General features: G+C 70.9%; 14 protein-coding genes and 1 pseudogene. 5 read left to right on the top strand and 10 right to left on the bottom strand.

Translation table 11 applies throughout. The features are described 5' to 3' along the window. Positions 1-3: 3 nt before the first annotated feature. Positions 4-1,470: an amino acid permease gene (locus ACZ4UU_RS18650; RefSeq protein ID WP_468041017.1), complete on the bottom strand. Its 1,467-nt coding sequence runs from the start codon at positions 1,468-1,470 to the stop codon at positions 4-6. A gap of 231 nt (positions 1,471-1,701) precedes the next feature. Between ACZ4UU_RS18650 and ACZ4UU_RS18645 the strand changes: the two genes are divergently transcribed. After that, entirely contained in the window at positions 1,702-2,436 is a 735-nt protein-coding gene (locus ACZ4UU_RS18645) for a MerR family transcriptional regulator (RefSeq protein WP_468041015.1), read from the top strand. 209 nt (positions 2,437-2,645) lie between these two features. Here the strand turns inward: ACZ4UU_RS18645 and ACZ4UU_RS18640 are convergent, their stop codons facing one another. The 5 genes from ACZ4UU_RS18640 to ACZ4UU_RS18620 all read right to left on the bottom strand — a co-directional run bounded on the left by ACZ4UU_RS18640 (position 2,646) and on the right by ACZ4UU_RS18620 (position 8,962). Further along, positions 2,646-4,820 carry a 3-hydroxyacyl-CoA dehydrogenase NAD-binding domain-containing protein gene (locus tag ACZ4UU_RS18640; RefSeq protein WP_468041013.1) on the bottom strand — a complete coding sequence of 725 codons (2,175 nt, stop codon included), beginning with the start codon at positions 4,818-4,820 and terminating at the stop codon, positions 2,646-2,648. Between the two features lie 49 nt (positions 4,821-4,869). Further along, a complete protein-coding gene (locus ACZ4UU_RS18635; RefSeq protein WP_468041012.1) occupies positions 4,870-6,084 on the bottom strand; it encodes an acetyl-CoA C-acetyltransferase in 1,215 nt (404 codons plus the stop codon). 56 nt (positions 6,085-6,140) lie between these two features. Then, positions 6,141-7,283: an acyl-CoA dehydrogenase family protein gene (locus ACZ4UU_RS18630; protein ID WP_468041010.1), complete on the bottom strand. Its 1,143-nt coding sequence runs from the start codon at positions 7,281-7,283 to the stop codon at positions 6,141-6,143. Beyond that, positions 7,280-8,428 carry a CaiB/BaiF CoA transferase family protein gene (locus ACZ4UU_RS18625; RefSeq protein ID WP_468041009.1) on the bottom strand — a complete coding sequence of 383 codons (1,149 nt, stop codon included), beginning with the start codon at positions 8,426-8,428 and terminating at the stop codon, positions 7,280-7,282. Before ACZ4UU_RS18625 ends, ACZ4UU_RS18630 begins: the two co-directional genes overlap by 4 nt. Before the next feature lie 129 nt (positions 8,429-8,557). Continuing rightward, positions 8,558-8,962, bottom strand: coding sequence for an MmcQ/YjbR family DNA-binding protein (locus tag ACZ4UU_RS18620; RefSeq protein WP_468041007.1), 405 nt, complete (start codon positions 8,960-8,962; stop codon positions 8,558-8,560). Positions 8,963-9,053: 91 nt separating this feature from the next. Here ACZ4UU_RS18620 and ACZ4UU_RS18615 point away from each other — a divergent pair, with 91 nt between their 5' ends. Then, positions 9,054-10,232 (top strand): saccharopine dehydrogenase family protein, encoded by a 1,179-nt coding sequence (locus tag ACZ4UU_RS18615; RefSeq protein ID WP_468041005.1) that lies wholly within the window; start codon positions 9,054-9,056, stop codon positions 10,230-10,232. 30 nt (positions 10,233-10,262) lie between these two features. Here the strand turns inward: ACZ4UU_RS18615 and mmpA are convergent, their stop codons facing one another. Further along, entirely contained in the window at positions 10,263-10,409 is a 147-nt protein-coding gene (mmpA, locus tag ACZ4UU_RS18610) for a morphogenic membrane protein MmpA (protein WP_167366184.1), read from the bottom strand. 542 nt (positions 10,410-10,951) lie between these two features. Continuing rightward, positions 10,952-11,635, bottom strand: a pseudogene (locus tag ACZ4UU_RS18605) (endonuclease V); the annotation flags it as partial. A gap of 41 nt (positions 11,636-11,676) precedes the next feature. Between ACZ4UU_RS18605 and ACZ4UU_RS18600 the strand changes: the two are divergent. Beyond that, positions 11,677-11,973, top strand: coding sequence for a YciI family protein (locus tag ACZ4UU_RS18600; protein WP_468041003.1), 297 nt, complete (start codon positions 11,677-11,679; stop codon positions 11,971-11,973). A 36-nt stretch (positions 11,974-12,009) separates the two neighbouring features. Here ACZ4UU_RS18600 and ACZ4UU_RS18595 read toward each other — a convergent pair whose 3' ends face one another. Then, positions 12,010-12,336 carry a plasmid stabilization protein gene (locus ACZ4UU_RS18595; RefSeq protein ID WP_468041001.1) on the bottom strand — a complete coding sequence of 109 codons (327 nt, stop codon included), beginning with the start codon at positions 12,334-12,336 and terminating at the stop codon, positions 12,010-12,012. Positions 12,337-12,385: 49 nt separating this feature from the next. Beyond that, the gene (locus tag ACZ4UU_RS18590; RefSeq protein WP_468040999.1) at positions 12,386-13,489 is read right to left on the bottom strand and encodes a WD40/YVTN/BNR-like repeat-containing protein; all 1,104 of its coding nucleotides are present in this window, start codon (positions 13,487-13,489) and stop codon (positions 12,386-12,388) included. A gap of 220 nt (positions 13,490-13,709) precedes the next feature. Here ACZ4UU_RS18590 and ssgD point away from each other — a divergent pair, with 220 nt between their 5' ends. Then, a complete protein-coding gene (ssgD, locus tag ACZ4UU_RS18585; protein ID WP_468040997.1) occupies positions 13,710-14,126 on the top strand; it encodes a spore wall synthesis regulator SsgD in 417 nt (138 codons plus the stop codon). Between the two features lie 465 nt (positions 14,127-14,591). Beyond that, positions 14,592-16,217, top strand: coding sequence for an ABC-F family ATP-binding cassette domain-containing protein (locus ACZ4UU_RS18580; RefSeq protein ID WP_468040996.1), 1,626 nt, complete (start codon positions 14,592-14,594; stop codon positions 16,215-16,217). Positions 16,218-16,226: the final 9 nt, after the last annotated feature.

The raw sequence follows: 16,226 nt of genomic DNA, 5'->3' as shown, positions 1-16,226 counted from the left end.
TGATTACTTCGTGAGGTCGGCCAGCTCTCGGTCTTCCGCCTGGACGACGCGGCGGCGAACGGCGAACCAACCCACGATCAGCATGAGGGCGATGACCGGGATGAGGAGGAGGGTCTTGCGGCCGACCTCGGGGTCGTTCCACATCAGGCCGAGGACGGCGACCAGGAAGGTGATGGTCACGATCTCGGTGACCGGGCTGCCGGGAAGGCGGAAGCTGGGCCTGGTGACCAGGCCCGCCTTGGCGCGGCGGACGAAGAGCAGGTGGCAGATCATGATGATCACCCAGGTCGAGATGATGCCGAGGGACGCGACGTTCAGCACGATCTCGAAGGCCTGGCTGGGCATGAGGTAGTTGAGGCCGACGCCGAGGACGCACACCGCGCAGGTGAGCAGGATGCCGCCGTACGGGACCTGGCTGCGGTTCATGCGGGCCGTGAACTTCGGGGCCGAACCGGCCATCGCCATCGAACGCAGGATGCGGCCGGTGGAGTAGAGGCCGGAGTTGAGGGAGGACATCGCGGCCGTCAGGACCACCAGGTTCATCACGTCGCCCGCGCCCTCGACGCCGATCTTCGACAGGACCGTGACGAAGGGGCTCTCGTCGGCCGAGTAGACCGAGCCGGGGAGAAGGAGGGCGAGGAGGACGACCGAGCCGACGTAGAAGAGGCCGACGCGCCACATGATCGAGTTCACCGCGCGCGGGACGACCTTCTCCGGCTCGGCGGTCTCGCCCGCGGCGACGCCGACCAGTTCCAGGGCGGCGTACGCGAAGATCACGCCCTGCATGACGAGGACGACGGGCATCAGGCCGTGCGGGAAGACACCGCCGTGGTCGGTGATCACGTCCAGGCCCGGGGTCTGCCCGCCTACCTCGTGCTGGGTGGCGAGCAGGAAGATGCCGACGAACATGAAGGCGACGAGCGTGGCGACCTTGATGATCGCGAACCAGAACTCCATCTCGCCGAAGATCTTCACCGAGATCAGGTTCACCGCCAGGACCACCGCGAGGGCGGCCAGGGCGAGCACCCACTGCGGGATGTCGGTGAACATGCTCCAGTAGTGCGTGTAGAGCGCGATGGCGGTGATGTCGGCGATGCCGGTCGTCGACCAGTTCAGGAAGTACATCCAGCCGGCGACGTACGCGCCCTTCTCGCCGAGGAACTCACGCGCGTACGACACGAACGAGCCGGACGAGGGGCGGTAGAGCACGAGCTCGCCGAGGGCACGGACGACGAAGAAGGCGAAGATGCCGCAGACCAGGTAGGCGATGGCCAGTGCCGGGCCCGCGTTGTGGAGGCGGCCGCCGGCGCCGAGGAAGAGGCCGGTGCCGATGGCCCCGCCGATGGCGATCATGTTGACGTGGCGGGCCTTGAGGTCCTTGCTGTAACCGGCGTCGCCCGCGTCCGCGGGCATCTGGGCCGCGTCGCTGCGAGGTGCGGCCACGGCCGTGTTCACGGCGTCCTTGCTCACGGGTGGTACCACTCTCTGGTGCTCCCGAGCGGGTCTCGCTCGGTGTCCGGACGTACGTATGGCCTGCGCCCTCGGTAAAAGGCGCAGACCAAGGGGTCACCTTCCCCCAGCGCACGCGGCTCACGCGGTGGCGCACGTCACAGAGCGTTACTTCTCACATGGCACTCCCGCACCGTCCTGATCGGCCGCCGGAGGTGTCACAGCGCTGGTGAGACAGCGATACTGCTGCACATGACGACCGGCACCGAGGAGACGACCCTCACGATCGACGAACTGGCCGCGCGGGCGGGTGTGACGGTCCGCACGGTGCGGTTCTACGGCACCAAGGGGCTGTTGCCGCCGCCGGTGCTCGGTCCGCGTCGGGTGGGGCATTACGGGCGTGACCATCTGGCCCGGCTGGCGCTCATCGAGGAGTTGCAGCAGCAGGGGATGACGCTCGCCGCGATCGAGCGGTATGTGCAGCAGCTGCCGCCCGGGCTGGACGCCCATGATCTCGCCATCCACCGGGCCGTGGTGGCGTCCTGGGCGCCGGAGGCCGTGGAGACGGTGACGCGGGGGGAACTGGAGCGGCGGGCCGGGCGGGGGCTCGGTGACGAGGACGTGGAGCGGCTGGTCGCGATGGGGGTGGTCGAGGCGGGCGGCGGTGCCGATGGTGGTGGCGGTGACTATCGCGTCGATCTCGGGCTGCTGCGGCTGGGGGTCGGGCTGCTGGACATGCCGCTGTCGCAGGAGGCGATCCTCGCCGCGCGGAAGGTCCTCGTCGAGCACTCGCGTGCCGTCGCGCGTGAGTTGTCGCAGCTGTTCCGTGGGGAGGTGTCGGAGCGTGCCGCGCAGGATGTGCGGTCGTTGTCCGCGTCCATGCAGCCGGTGGTGGTGCAGGCTCTGTTGACGACCTTTCAGCGGTCGTTGCGCGAGGAGTTGCGGGGGTGGGTGGGCGGCGTGCCCGAGGAACACGACCGCCCCTGACGGATCTCGCCCCTGCCGCCCCTACCCGTCCCATCCTTCTGGGGCTCCGCCCCAGACCCCGCTCCTCAAACGCCGGAGGGGCTGAATCTTCAGCCCGTCCGGCGTTTGAGGACGAGGCCCGAAGGGCCGAAGCGGGGGTCTGGGGGCGCAGCCCCCAGGGACGGGACGGGTAGGGGCGGCGGGGGCGAGAACCCCCGGCGCGCCCCGGGTCAGGCGTCGCCGAAGCGCTGACCCTTCTCCGCCTTCTCCACGAGCAGCGCCGGCGGAGCGAACCGCTCCCCATACCGTTCCGCCAGCTCGCGCGCGCGGGCGGTGAAGCCGGGGACGCCGCCTTCGTAGCCGTTGATGTACTGGAGGACACCCCCGGTCCAGCCGGGGAAGCCGATGCCGAAGATGGAGCCGATGTTGGCGTCGGCGACGGACGTGAGGACGCCCTCCTCAAGGAGCCGGACCGTGTCCAGGGCCTCGGAGAAGAGCATGCGTTCCTGCATGTCCCGGAAGGGGATCTCGGCGCCCTCGCGGGTGAAGTGCTCGCGCAGCCCGGGCCACAGGCCGACCCGCTTGCCGTCCGCGTCGTAGTCGTAGAAACCGGCCCCGCCACTGCGCCCGGGACGGTCGAACTCGTCGACCATGCGGTCGATGACGGCCTCGGCGGGGTGGGACGTCCAGGTGCCTCCCGCCTCCTCCACGGCCCGCTTGGACTCGCCCCGGATCTTGCGCGGAAGGGTGAGCGTCAGCTCGTCCATCAGGGAGAGGACCTTGGCCGGGTAGCCGGCCTGGGCCGCCGCCTGTTCGACCGACGCGGGCTCGATGCCCTCACCGACCATCGCCACGCCCTCGTTGATGAAGTGGCCGATGACACGGGAGGTGAAGAAGCCACGGGAGTCGTTGACGACGATCGGCGTCTTCTTGATCTGCCGGACCAGGTCGAAGGCGCGGGCCAGTGCCTCGTCGCCCGTCCGCTCGCCCTTGATGATCTCCACGAGCGGCATCTTGTCGACAGGCGAGAAGAAGTGCAGGCCGATGAAGTCGGACTGGCGTTCGACACCCTCCGCCAGCACCGTGATCGGCAGCGTGGAGGTGTTGGAGCACAGCAGGGCGTCAGGCTCGACGATGTCCTGGATCTCCTGGAAGACCTTGTGCTTCAGCTCGGGGTTCTCGAAGACGGCCTCGATGACCGCGTCGCAGCCGGCCACGTCCTGGGGGTCGGCCGTGGGTGTGATGCGGGCGAGGAGCGCGTCGGCCTTCTCCTGGGTCGTACGGCCCCGCGAGACCGCCTTGGCGCACAGCTTCTCGGAGTAGCTCTTTCCCTTGAGGGCGGCTTCCAGCGACACGTCCTTCAGGACGACGTCGATCCCCGCGCGGGCGCACGAGTAGGCGATGCCGGCGCCCATCATCCCGGCGCCCAGGACGGCGACCCTGCGGACCGGGCGCGACTCGATGCCCTTGGGGCGGTTGGCGCCGGAGTTGACGGCCTGGAGGTCGAAGAAGAACGCCTGGATCATGTTCTTCGACGTCTGGCCGGCGGCCAGTTCGACGAAGTAGCGCGCCTCGATCACCTGAGCCGTCTCGAAGTCGACCTGGGAGCCCTCCACCGCCGCCGCGAGGATGTTGCGCGGGGCCGGGTAGGGGGCGCCGTTGGTCTGCTTGCGCAGGCTGGCCGGGAATGCGGGCAGGTTCGCCGCGAACTTGGGGTTGGCGGGCGTACCGCCGGGGATCTTGTAGCCCGGCCTGTCCCAGGGCTGCTGCGACTCGGGGTGGGCCTCGATGAAGGCGCGGGCCTTGGCGAGCAGTTCCTCCTGGGTGGTGGCCACGTCGTCGATCAGGCCGTTCTGCAGGGCGCGCCGCGGGTTGTACTGGGTGCCCTGGAGGAGGACCTTCAGCAGGGCGTCGGCGATGCCGAGGAGGCGGACGGTGCGGACGACGCCACCTCCGCCCGGCAGCAGGCCGAGGGTGACCTCGGGGCAGCCGATCTTGGAGCCGGGCGCGTCGAGGGCGATGCGGTGGTGGCAGGCGAGCGCGATCTCGTAACCGCCGCCCAGGGCCGCGCCGTTCATCGCGGCGACGACCGGCTTGCCCAGGGTCTCGATGCGGCGCAGGTCGCGCTTGATGGCCAGGCCGCCGTCGAACAGGTCCTGTGCCGTCTCGGGAGTGACGCGGATCAGGTCGCGCAGGTCGCCGCCGGCGAAGAAGGTCTTCTTGGCGGAGGTGATGATGACACCGCGGATGGTGTCCTTCTCCGCCTCCAGCCGGTCGGTGATCACGGCGAGGGAGTCGCGGAACGCCTGGTTCATGGTGTTCGCGGACTGGTCGGGGTCGTCGAGGACGAGGGTGACGACGCCGGTGCGGTCCTGTTCCCAGCGGATGGTGGTGCTCTGCGTCATGACGGGGTCTCCGTTGAAGTCTCTGAAGTCTCTTGGTTCCGCCGGGTGTTCAGATGCGCTCGACGATGGTGGCGATGCCCATGCCGCCGCCGACGCAGAGGGTCGCGAGGCCGTACCGCTTGTCCTGGCGCTCCAGTTCGTCGATCAGGCTGCCCAGGATCATCGCGCCGGTCGCGCCGAGCGGGTGGCCCAGGGCGATGGCGCCGCCGTTGACGTTGACCTTGTCCAGGGACAGGCCCATGTCCTTCACGAAGCGCAGGACGACCGCAGCGAAGGCCTCGTTGATCTCGACGAGGTCGATGTCGTCGATGGTCAGGCCGGCCTTGGCGAGCGCCTTGCGGGTGGCGGGCGCGGGGCCGGTGAGCATGATGGTGGGCTCGGAGCCGGAGACGGCGGCCGAGACGATGCGGGCGCGCGGGGTGAGGCCGTAGCGGTCGCCGACCTCCTTCGAGCCGATGGCGACCAGGCTGGCGCCGTCGACGATGCCGGAGGAGTTGCCCGCGTGGTGGACGTGGTCGATCTTCTCGACCCAGTGGTACTTCTGGAGGGCCACGGCGTCGAAGCCGCCGAGGTCGCCGATGTCCGCGAAGGACGGCTTCAGCTTGGCGAGGGAGTCGGCGGTGGTGCCCGGGCGCAGGTGCTCGTCGTGGTCGAGGACCGTCAGACCGCTGCGGTCCGTCACGGCCACGACGGAACGGTCGAAGCGGCCCTCCTTCCAGGCCGTCGCCGCCCGCTCCTGGGAGAGCGCCGCGTACTCGTCGACGTCGCGGCGCGAGAAGCCCTCGATGGTGGCGATGAGGTCGGCGCCGATGCCCTGCGGCACGAAGTTCACGGCGAGGTTGGTCATCGGGTCGTTGAACCAGGCACCGCCGTCCGAGGCCATCGGCACCCGGGACATGGACTCGACGCCGCCCGCGAGGACGAGGTCCTCCCAGCCGGAGCGCACCTTGGCGGCGGCCAGGTTGACGGCTTCCAGGCCCGAGGCGCAGAAGCGGTTCTCCTGTACGCCGGCCACCGTGTCCGGGAGGCCCGCCGCGATGGCGGCGATGCGGGCGATGTCGGAGCCCTGGTCGCCGACCGGGCCGACGACGCCCAGCACGATGTCGTCGACGGCGGCCGGGTCGAGGCCGGGGAAGCGGTCGCGGATCTCGTGGATGAGGCCGACGACCAGGTCGATCGGCTTGGTGCCGTGCAGGGCGCCGTTGGCCTTGCCGCGGCCGCGCGGGGTGCGGATCGCGTCGTACACGTACGCTTCGGTGCTCACAGGGAAGCCTTTCGAGGGTGAGGGTCAGCCGAGCGAGGGAGCTGAGCGGGGGAGCCCTAGCCGAGCAGGGAACGTCCGATGATCTCCTTCATGATCTCGGTCGTCCCGCCGTAGATGGTCTGGATACGGCCGTCGGTGAAGGCCCGGGCGACCGGGAATTCGCTCATATAGCCGTAGCCGCCGTGCAGTTGGAGGCAGCGGTCCGCGACCCGCTTCTGGAGCTCGGTCGCCCACCACTTGGCCATGGAGGCGTGCACGGCGTCGAGCTCGCCGTTGTCGTGGTCGGCTATGCAGCGGTCGAGGAAGGTGCGGGTGACGGCGCACTCGGTGGCCATCTCGGCGATCTCGAACCGGATGTGCTGCTTGGTGGCCAGTGGCCGGCCGAACGCCTCGCGTTCCTTGACGTACCGGGTGGTGATCTCCAGCAGGTGTTCGGCGGCGGCGATGGCGGAGACCGCGATGCTCAGCCGCTCCTGCGCGAGGTTCGTCATCAGATGGACGAAGGCGCCGTCGAGGTCGCCGAGGAGGTTCTCCTTGGGCACGCGGACGTCGCGGAAGAACAGCTCGGCGGTGTCCTGTGCCTTCTGGCCGATCTTGTCGAGGTTGCGGCCGCGCTCGAAGCCGTCCATGCCGCGCTCGACGACGAGCAGCGACAGCCCGTGCGCGCCGCCCTCCGGGCTCGTCTTGGCGACGACGATCACCAGGTCGGCGAGGATCCCGTTGGAGATGAAGGTCTTGGAACCGTTGAGCACCCAGTGGTCGCCGTGGTCCTCGGCGTGGGTGCGGATGCCCTGGAGGTCTGAGCCGGCGCCGGGCTCGGTCATGGCGATGGCCGTGATCAGCGAGCCGTCGCAGAAGCCGGGCAGCCAGCGGCGCTTCTGCTCGTCGGTGGCGAGCGAGGTGAGGTACGGGCCGATGATGTCGTTGTGCAGGCCGAGCGCGAGTCCCGGGGCGCCCGCGCGGGTGAACTCCTCCGCGAGGACGGCGCTGTAGCGGAAGTCGGGTGTGCCGCCGCCTCCGTACTCCTCGGGGACGGCGAAGCCGAGCAGGCCCTGCTTGCCGGCCGCGCGCCAGGCGTCGCGGGAGACGATGCCGTCCTTCTCCCACTGCTCGTAGTACGGCAGCACCTCCTTGGCCAGGAAGCTGCGCACGGTCGCGCGGAACGCGTCGTGCTCGGGGGCGAAGATCTGCCGCTTCATTCGGGGCCCTTCGTGGGTTCCTGGTGCTTCAGAAGGTCGGGTGCGTCCCAGTCGCGCGCCACGTCGGCGGTGTCCGCGCCGGGCTGGGCGGGGCCGCCGCGTACGGCCGTCGGGGTCGCGGAGAAGCGGGGCGCGGGGGCGGGCTGGGTGATGCCGCCGTGGTCGGTGAAGGTGCCTCGCGCGGCGAGGTGCGGGTGGTGCGGGGCCTCGCGCAGGGACAGCACGGGGGCCACACAGGCGTCGGAGCCCTCGAAGACGGCCGTCCACTCGTCCCGCGTACGGGACTTGAAGCGGGCCGCGACCGCCTCGCGCAGCTCGCCCCAGCGGGACCAGTCCTTGCGGGCGTCCGCGTGCTCCTCGATGTCGAGCAGGCGCAGGAACTCGGCGTAGAACTGCGGCTCCAGGGCGCCGACCGCCATGTACTTCCCGTCGGCCGTCTCGTAGGTGCCGTAGTACGGGCAGCCGCCGTCGAGGAGGTTGGCGCCGCGCCGGTCCTGCCAGCCGCCGGCGGCGAGCATGCCGTGGATCATCGCGGCGAGGTGCGAGGTGCCGTCGACGATGGCGGCGTCGACGACCTGACCGGTGCCGGTGGCGCGGGCGTGGTGGAGAGCGGCGAGGACGCCCACGACGAGGTAGAGGGAGCCGCCCGCGTAGTCGCCGACGAGGTTGGCGGGGACGGCGGGCGGTTCGTCGGGGCTGCCGATCATGCCGAGGGTGCCGGTGAGCGCGATGTAGGCGATGTCGTGGCCGGCGCGCTGGGCGAGCGGCCCGTCCTGGCCCCAGCCGGTCATCCGGCCGTAGACCAGCGCCGGGTTGCGGGCGTGGCAGGCCTCGGGGCCGACGCCGAGGCGCTCGGCGACGCCGGGGCGGTAGCCCTCGATGAGGATGTCGGCGCGACCTGCGAGGTCGAGGACTCGGTCCGCGCCGTCGGGGGACTTCAGGTCGACGATCACCGAGCGCTTGTTGCGGTTGGTGATGTCGTACGCGGTGTCGATGGCGAGTCCCGTGCCGCCGGGGCGGTCCACGCGGACGACGTCGGCGCCCAGGTCGGCGAGGAGCATGGCGGCGAACGGGCCGGGCCCGATTCCGGCCAGCTCGACCACGCGCACGCCGGTGAGCGGGCCCTGTTGTGGCGTCGTCGCCATCCTGCCCCCAGGTATATGACACAACTGCTGTAACACCAGTGATGCTAAGAACATGCACCGACGGATACAAGAGCAAGCGCTTAGGAAGTTACCCGCCGGAAGCCGGTCCGCGAACCGTTGCCGTACGAGTCAGCGTGCGTCCAGCTCCGCTAACGGCCGTTTCGGGGCGATGGTGCGGTAGCTCTCCTCCACCCAGTCGCAGAGCAGCTCGGCCGTCGGGGCGCCCTTGTGTTCCAGCGGGATGCCGACCCAGCCCGCCTTGCCCAGGCCGTATCCGGCGGGTTCGGCTCCCGGGCAGGTCAGGGCGTGGGCGTGGGCCGCCTCGTCCTTGAGCTTGACCGTGACGCCCAGCGGGTAGCTGCCGTCGTCGACGCCGAGGAAGACGAACACCTTCTTGTTGACCTTCGCGGCCGTCTCGCCCCAGGGGCTGTATCGATTTGCGGCTCCGCCGCGTGGCTCGACGGCACCCGGCATCCCGAGCGCGAACCCGCGCACTTTTTCCCACTTCTTCAGGGCAGACCTGGGCACGGCCACCGCTTACCTCCGGGCTCGTCGTCGGGCTCCGCACACCTCACGCTAGCCTCGGCCACCGACAACGGCGCGTGCTGCGAGACCGAGGGGTGTCATGACCAGGCTGAACAGGACGGATCGCCCGTACGACGTGGTGCTCTTCGGAGCGACGGGCTTCGTCGGGATCCTCACCGCGGAGTACCTCGCCGCGCAGGCGCCCGAGGGGCTGCGCTGGGCGATCGCCGGGCGCGGCAAGGAGAAGCTGGAGCGGCTGCGCGACCGGCTGCCGGGCGGCGCGGGGGTCGGGGTGCTGGAGGCGGACGTCTCGGACCCGGCCTCGATGCGGCGGCTCGCCGAGCACGCGCGCGTGGTGGCCACGACGGTGGGGCCGTACCTGAAGTACGGCGAGGATCTCGTCGCCGCCTGCGCGGACACCGGCGCCGACTATCTCGACCTGTCCGGTGAGCCGGAGTTCGTGGACCTGACGTACGTCCGGCACGACGCACGCGCGCGTGAGACGGGCGCGCGGCTGGTGCACGCCTGTGGCTTCGACTCGGTCCCGCACGACCTGGGCGCGTACTTCACCGTCCAGCAACTGCCACAGGGCGTGCCGCTGACGGTGGACGGGTTCGTGACCGCCGACGCCATGTTCTCCGGTGGCACGTTCGCGTCGGCGCTCAACCAGTTCGCGCGCGGCCGCCAGATGCTGTCCGCCGCGCGCGACCGGGCCCGCCACGAGCCACGGCTGATGGGACGCCGGGCGCAGGCGCCGACGGGGGCGCCGCGGTTCGCCAAGGAGGTCGGCGCCTGGGCGGTGCCGCTGCCGACGATCGACCCGCAGATCGTCCGGCGCTCAGCGCGGGCCCTCGACCGGTACGGCCCGGACTTCCGCTACCGCCACTACGCCGCCGTGCGGCATCTGCCGGTCGCGCTCGGCGGGGTCGCGGCGGTCGGCGCCCTCGCCACGGCCGCCCAACTGCCGCCCGCCCGGCGCTGGTTGTCCGACCGGCTCAAGCCCGGTGAGGGGCCGAGCCCGGAGAAGCGCGCGAAGAGCTGGTTCTCGGTCCGTTTCGTCGGCGAAGGCGGCGGCCGGCGCGTCTTCACGGAGGTCGCGGGCGGTGACCCCGGGTACGGCGAGACGGCGAAGATGTTCGCCGAGTCGGCCCTGTCCCTCGCCGTCGACGATCTGCCGCCCACGGCCGGTCAGGTCACGACGGCGGTCGCGATGGGGGACGCGCTGATCGAACGGCTGCGAAAGGCGGGCATCACCTTCCGGGTGGCCGCGACCTGCTGAACCGGCCCTGCGCGACCTCTTTGAGCGGCCCTAAAGGGTCCACCCCGCCACGGTGAAGATCATCCCGCCGATCCAGGCGAGCCCCGCCACCACGGCGAGGACCAGCGCGGCCGTCACGGCGCGCTCGACGGGGCGGTCGGGGTCGGCGAGGGGCTTCGGGGCGCGGTGCGTCGTCATGCGTCACAGCCTGCCGATCACCGTGGGCGGCGACATCCGTACAGGTACTCAGACGACGTACTCAGCCGGGGTGCTCAGCCGATGTCATCGGTCGTCGCCGGCCAGTCCCCCAGCGCCTCCGCGATCCGCTCCCGCACGGACGGATCGGGCGAAGAGGTCGCGAGCCGTACGGCGAGGGGGCCGATCTGCCAGCCCGCGTTATGGTCGAAGAAGGGAGCGGGCCCTGCCTCGTTGTGGGCGACCTTGCCGACCAGCTCCGCCAGCCGGATCAGCAACCGCTGCTGCTCCGTCGGATGCTCCCAGGCATCGAGCCCTCTCCCGCGGACCAGCCCGAACACATCCCGGCCACGGCTCCAGCGAGCGCGATCGGCCGCGAGTTCCACCGCGGCGTCGATCTCCGGGGTCCGGCCGACGCCCTGCGCCGCGGCCGCGAGCACCCGCCCTGCCCAGCTCACGGGCAGCGGCTGGCTCTCGAACACGGAACGCCCCCAGGTCCGGGTGGGGTCCGCCGCTGCCCGGGCGGCGAGTTCCGGCCGGGGACCGGTCGCCTCCTTGAGTGCCCGCCGGCACAGGAAGTCCGCGCGGCGGGTCGTCTCCGGAAGCCGGTACTCGGGGGTGAGCGCGAGTGTGTGGGCGCAGGCGTTGTCGAGGCTCACCCGGTGGCCGACCGAGACGAAGACCGGCTTGACGGAGTCGCGGGTGCGCAGGGCGCGGCCGACCTCCTCGGTGCCCGCGAGGAGGGGCGAGGCGGCGCCACGCTCGGGGCCCGGGTCGTCGTAGGTGAAGGTGAACGGGTTCTTGGCGACGCCGATCGTCGGCAGCCCGGTGAGGACGCCGAGGTGGCTGGCGAGGCCGAAGCGGCGGGGGTGGGCGAGGCCGTAGCCGTCGCAGACGACCAGGCCGGGCGGGCGGGGCAGGGCGTCGAGGGCGGCGAGGACCGTGGGGATCTCGCGGAAGGCGAGCAGGCCGGGGACGTACGGGAAGGAGATCCGGCCGACGGCCGTTGCCTCGGCGACGACTTCGAGAGTCGACGCGTCCAGGACGACCGCCGCGGCCGCGACCACGTCCCGTTCATCGTCGTAGGCCACGTCGACGCCGGTCACATGGCCGGATCCAGGCGGCGGGCCCGGCTCGTCGAGCACGACTCGCTCCCGCAGTTCGTCCTGGACGGCGCGGGCCTCTGCCTCGGTCGCGGGCCAGCCCGCTGGAATGCTTACGGTCGTCATGGTGGGCACGAGCGTACGGGCCCAGGGGTAGGCTCGCGATCATGTTCGTGCTGGAACTGACCTACACCGCCCCGCTCGAGGACGTCGACGCCGTGCTGGAGGCCCATGTGGCGTGGCTCGACGAGCAGTACGAGCAAGGGGTGTTCCTCGCGTCCGGACGCAAGAACCCCCGCGACGGCGGGGTGATCCTCGCCGTCGCGGAGGGCCGCGGGCGCATCGAGGAGATCGCCGCCGGGGATCCGTTCGTCACGGCCGGGGTGTGCGCGTACCGCATCACCGAGTTCGTCGCCACGAAGACGGCGCCGGGGCTGGAGCGCTACCGCGAGACGTCCGGCTGAGGCGGTCGGCCGGGGCGGGTCGGTCGGGGCGGTCGGTCACTTCCCGCCCAGCGCCTGCTTGAGCTGGCTCTTGTTCATGTCCGAACGCCCGTGGATGTTGCGGCGCTTGGCCTCCTCGTAGAGCTGGTCGTAGGTGGGTCCCTGGGAACCCTTGCCGGACCGCTGGCCGCCCCGCTTGCCGGAGGACATGTCCTGGGTGGACGTGCGGCTCGCGGTCTTCGACTCGCCCGACCGGGCTCGCTCCTTGTTCACCGTCCGCGCCGCGATCTCCTTGGCGCGGCGTGTGCTCTCGCCCCGGTCCTCGGCGCTCTCCTTGATGTGCTCGTACTGGCGTTCCCGCTTGGGGCTCGAACCGCGTGGCATCTCGGGTCACTCCTCTCGCAGTCGGCGCCCGAGTACCCACTTTTCGGCCTCAGCTCTCCAGCCGTGCGACCCGGCCCTTCTCCCCCGCGGCCCAGCAGCCCAGGTCGGGCGTGCAGTCCACGGTGTCGTACGAGCCGCTGTCGACGGTCCGCCAGGTGCGGCCGCCGTCGGTCGTCAGGTCGGTGCCGGTGGGGCCGACCGCGAGGGCGGCGGTACGGCTGTGCGGGAGCCAGGCGACACCGGAGCGGTAGGCGGGCGGGGGCGTGGCGGCGGGCTGCCACGCCCGGCCTGCCTCGCGGGTGCGTGCGGCGGCCTGCGGGGAGGCCTGGTCCGGGCGGTAGTCGCCGCCGACCGCCAGGCCGTGCGTACGGTCGCGGAAGGCGAGGGCGAAGACGCCACGGGCGGGGTCGCCGGCCGGGATGGGGGTGTCGGCGGCCGTCCAGGTCAGTCCTCGGTCGCGGGAGTGCAGCACGCGCGCGCGTGCGGCGCCGCCGGTGGCCAGCCAGACGTCCTTCGGCCCGGAGCCGACCAGGCACTGTCCGCTCGCCGCGAAACCGGCCTCGCCCTCCATTGCGGCGGGCATCCCCGCGCTGGGCAGCACCCTCCAGGAACGGCCGCCGTCGCTGGTCGACAGGATGCGGAACTTGCCGTCGACCGGGTCGCTCATCGCCAGTCCGTGACGACGGTCGAAGAAGGTCATGCAGTCGTAGAAGGCCCGCGCGTCGGTGTTGCGGAAGGACTCCGTCCAGGTCGCGCCGCCGTCGTCCGTGCGGTACACGCGGGACGCCTCGCCCTCCCCGATGGCCAGCACCACCGCGCGGCGCGCGTCGAACGCCTCGACGTCCCGGAACTGAAGCTCGCCGGCGCCGGGCGGCGAGACGTTTCGCCAGGTGGTGCCGCCGTCGGTGGTGCGCAGGACGGTGCCCGCCGTTCCGGCCAGCCAGGCGGTGTTCCGGCTGACCGCCGAGAGCCCCCGGAAGCGGACCTCGGGTGTGCCGCTGTCCTTGAGCTCCCAGTGTGGCGCCCGGCGCTCCCGCTCGTGCGCCTGCGCGGGTACGGCCGTCAGCGCGGCCAGCGCCGCCGCGCACGCCACCCCCGCGGCCACTGTCCGAAACGTACGCCCCGACCGTCGCGTGCTCCCCGAACGCCTCATGGCGGGCGAAGCTAGCCGACGGCTCCGGCGGCGTCCAGACCGCCCCCGTCACACGTGACTTTCCCGGCACAGCAGGACGAACGCGTCACCCCCGTGCATGAAGGCGGTGACAGAGGTCACTCGCTCTTCGTGTGCACGGATTGGCTGATTCCATCGTCTCTACCAGTGCCCGGTCTCGTCCGCCCGGATGTTCGTCCAGCCGTCACAAGGGAGCAAGGCGTTGTCCACCGTCATCGAGCAGCCCGTTGAGGCCCGTCTCGTCGCCGCCGCGCCGCGGATGCCGAGCATTCCGGCGACCCTGCACTACGACCGGCGCGATCCGTTCGCCGTCCGCATGTCCTTTCCGGCCCCGGCGACGCTGGAGGGGGTCGAGGTCTGCTGGACCTTCAGCCGGGAGCTGCTGGTGGGCGGGCTTGAGGAGCCCCAGGGGCACGGGGACGTCCGGGTGCGGCCGTACGGGTTCGACCGTACGGTGCTGGAGTTCCACGCGCCCGAGGGGACGGCTGTCGTGCATATCCGGTCGGGGGAGGTTCGGCGGTTCCTGGAGTCGACGAGTGAGTTGGTGCCGATGGGGCTGGAGCATCTTCAGCTGGATCTGGACCGGGATCTGGCGGAGCTGATGAGGGACGCCTGCTGACGCGGGCGGTTTTCTCGCCCCCGCCGCCCCTACCCGCCCCATCCCTTGAAGGGGCTCCGCCCCTTCGACCCCGCTGGGGCTGCCGCCCCAGATTCCGCCATCGGCCCGGAGGGCCTCGTCCTCAAACGCCGGACGGGCTGAAAATGCGGCTCGCCCTCAAACGGCGGATGGGCTGGGGGTGCGTCGGCTTGGCTCGATTTAATTCCGTTGACACCCTCTCCTCGCCTCCATACCGTGTATCTCGGTCCTGTTGCCGTCGATTGGAGAAGGACGTTGCTCGTCTGAGGTCCTGAGACACCGCGCCACACCTGAGGTGTGTTTGCGCTGCGTGCGACCTCTGCGTTCGAGCCGTCCTCCGGAGCAGGGCTTTTTCGTTTCCCTGAATTCCCCGAGGCCTCCCCGTTGGTCGCCGGTGTCTCGATACGCGTTTGCCCTTGATCGCTTCGAGCATCCGCGGAGGCCCGTATGTCTACTTCCATCACTTGTACTTCCCTTTTCTTCACCTGGCCCGACGGCACTCCCGTCTTCGAGGGCCTCGACGTCTCGTTCGGTCCGGGCCGGACGGGGCTGGTCGGCGTCAACGGGTCTGGAAAGTCAACCCTGTTGAAGCTGGTCGCGGGTGAGCTCGCACCGGCCGACGGCGCCGTGCGCGTCGCCGGCGAGGTGGGGTATCTCCCGCAGAACGTCACGCTCGACACCGACCTGAAGGTCGACGAGGTTCTCGGTATCGCGGACCAGCGGGCCGCGCTGCACGCCATCGAGTCGGGCGACGTGGCCGAGGAGCACTTCGAGACCGTCGGCGACGACTGGGACGTGGAGGAGCGGGCCGTGGCCACCCTCGGCGAACTCGGTCTCGGGCACGTCGAGTTGGACCGCACCGTCGGTGAGGTGTCGGGCGGCGAGTCGGTGCTGTTGCGGCTGGCGGCGCTGATGCTGCGCCGTCCGGACGTCCTGCTGCTCGACGAACCGACCAACAACCTCGATCTGTACGCGCGTCGACGGCTGTACGCGGCCGTGGCGTCCTGGCCGGGGGTGATGGTGGTGGTCAGCCACGACCGTGAACTCCTGGAGCTCGTCGACCAGATCGCCGATCTGCGGGCCGGGGAGGTCACCTGGTACGGCGGCAACTTCTCCGCGTACGAGGAGGCGCTCGCCACCGAGCAGGAGGCGGCCGAGCGGATGGTTCGGGTCGCCGAGGCCGATCTGAAGAAGCAGAAGCGCGAACTGGTCGACGCCCAGGTCAAGTTGGCCCGGCGGAAGCGGTACGGGCAGAAGATGTGGGAGCAGAAGCGCGAGCCGAAGATCGTCATGGGTGCGCGCAAGCGGGCGGCACAGGAGTCCGCGGGCAAGCACCGGATCATGCACGAGGAGAAGCTCGCCGAGGCCAAGGAGCGGCTCGACGAGGCGGTGGAGGCCGTACGGGACGACGACGAGATCCGCGTCGACCTGCCGTACACGGCCGTACCGCCGGGGCGCAACGTCCTCACGCTCATGGACCTGGAGCTGGCGTACGGCGCGCGTGTGACCGGCGGCTTCGATCTGCGCGGCCCTGAGCGGGTCGCGTTGGTCGGGCGCAACGGCGCGGGCAAGACGACACTGCTGCGGACTATCGCCGGGGAACTGCCGCCGGTGTCGGGTGAGGCGACGGCACATGTCCCGCACCGGTTCCTGCCACAGCGGCTCGATGTTCTGGACGGTGAGCTGAGCGTCGCCGAGAACGTCGCACGGTTCGCGCCGGGCGCCACCAACAACCGGGTCCGGGCGCGGCTTGCCCGCTTCCTGTTCCGGGGCGCTCGCGCCGACCAGAAGGCGGCGACGCTGTCCGGCGGTGAGCGCTTCCGGGCGGCGCTGGCCGCGCTGATGCTGGCCGAGCCCGCACCGCAGCTGCTGATGCTGGACGAGCCGACGAACAACCTGGACATGGCGAGCGTGCGGCAGCTCACCACCGCCCTGGAGTCGTACGAGGGGGCGCTGATCGTGGCCAGTCACGACCTGCCGTTCCTGGAGTCGATCGGCATCACTCGCTGGCTGATGATGGAGGAGGGAGAACTGAGGGAAATCACGCCAGAAGCTGTCGGGTATCCCGCCTAGCTTCGGCTT

This window comes from Streptomyces sp. NPDC028907, from assembly GCF_055564995.1.
Note: the sequence above shows the minus strand (reverse complement) of the source record. Positions and strands in the feature narration are given on the sequence as shown.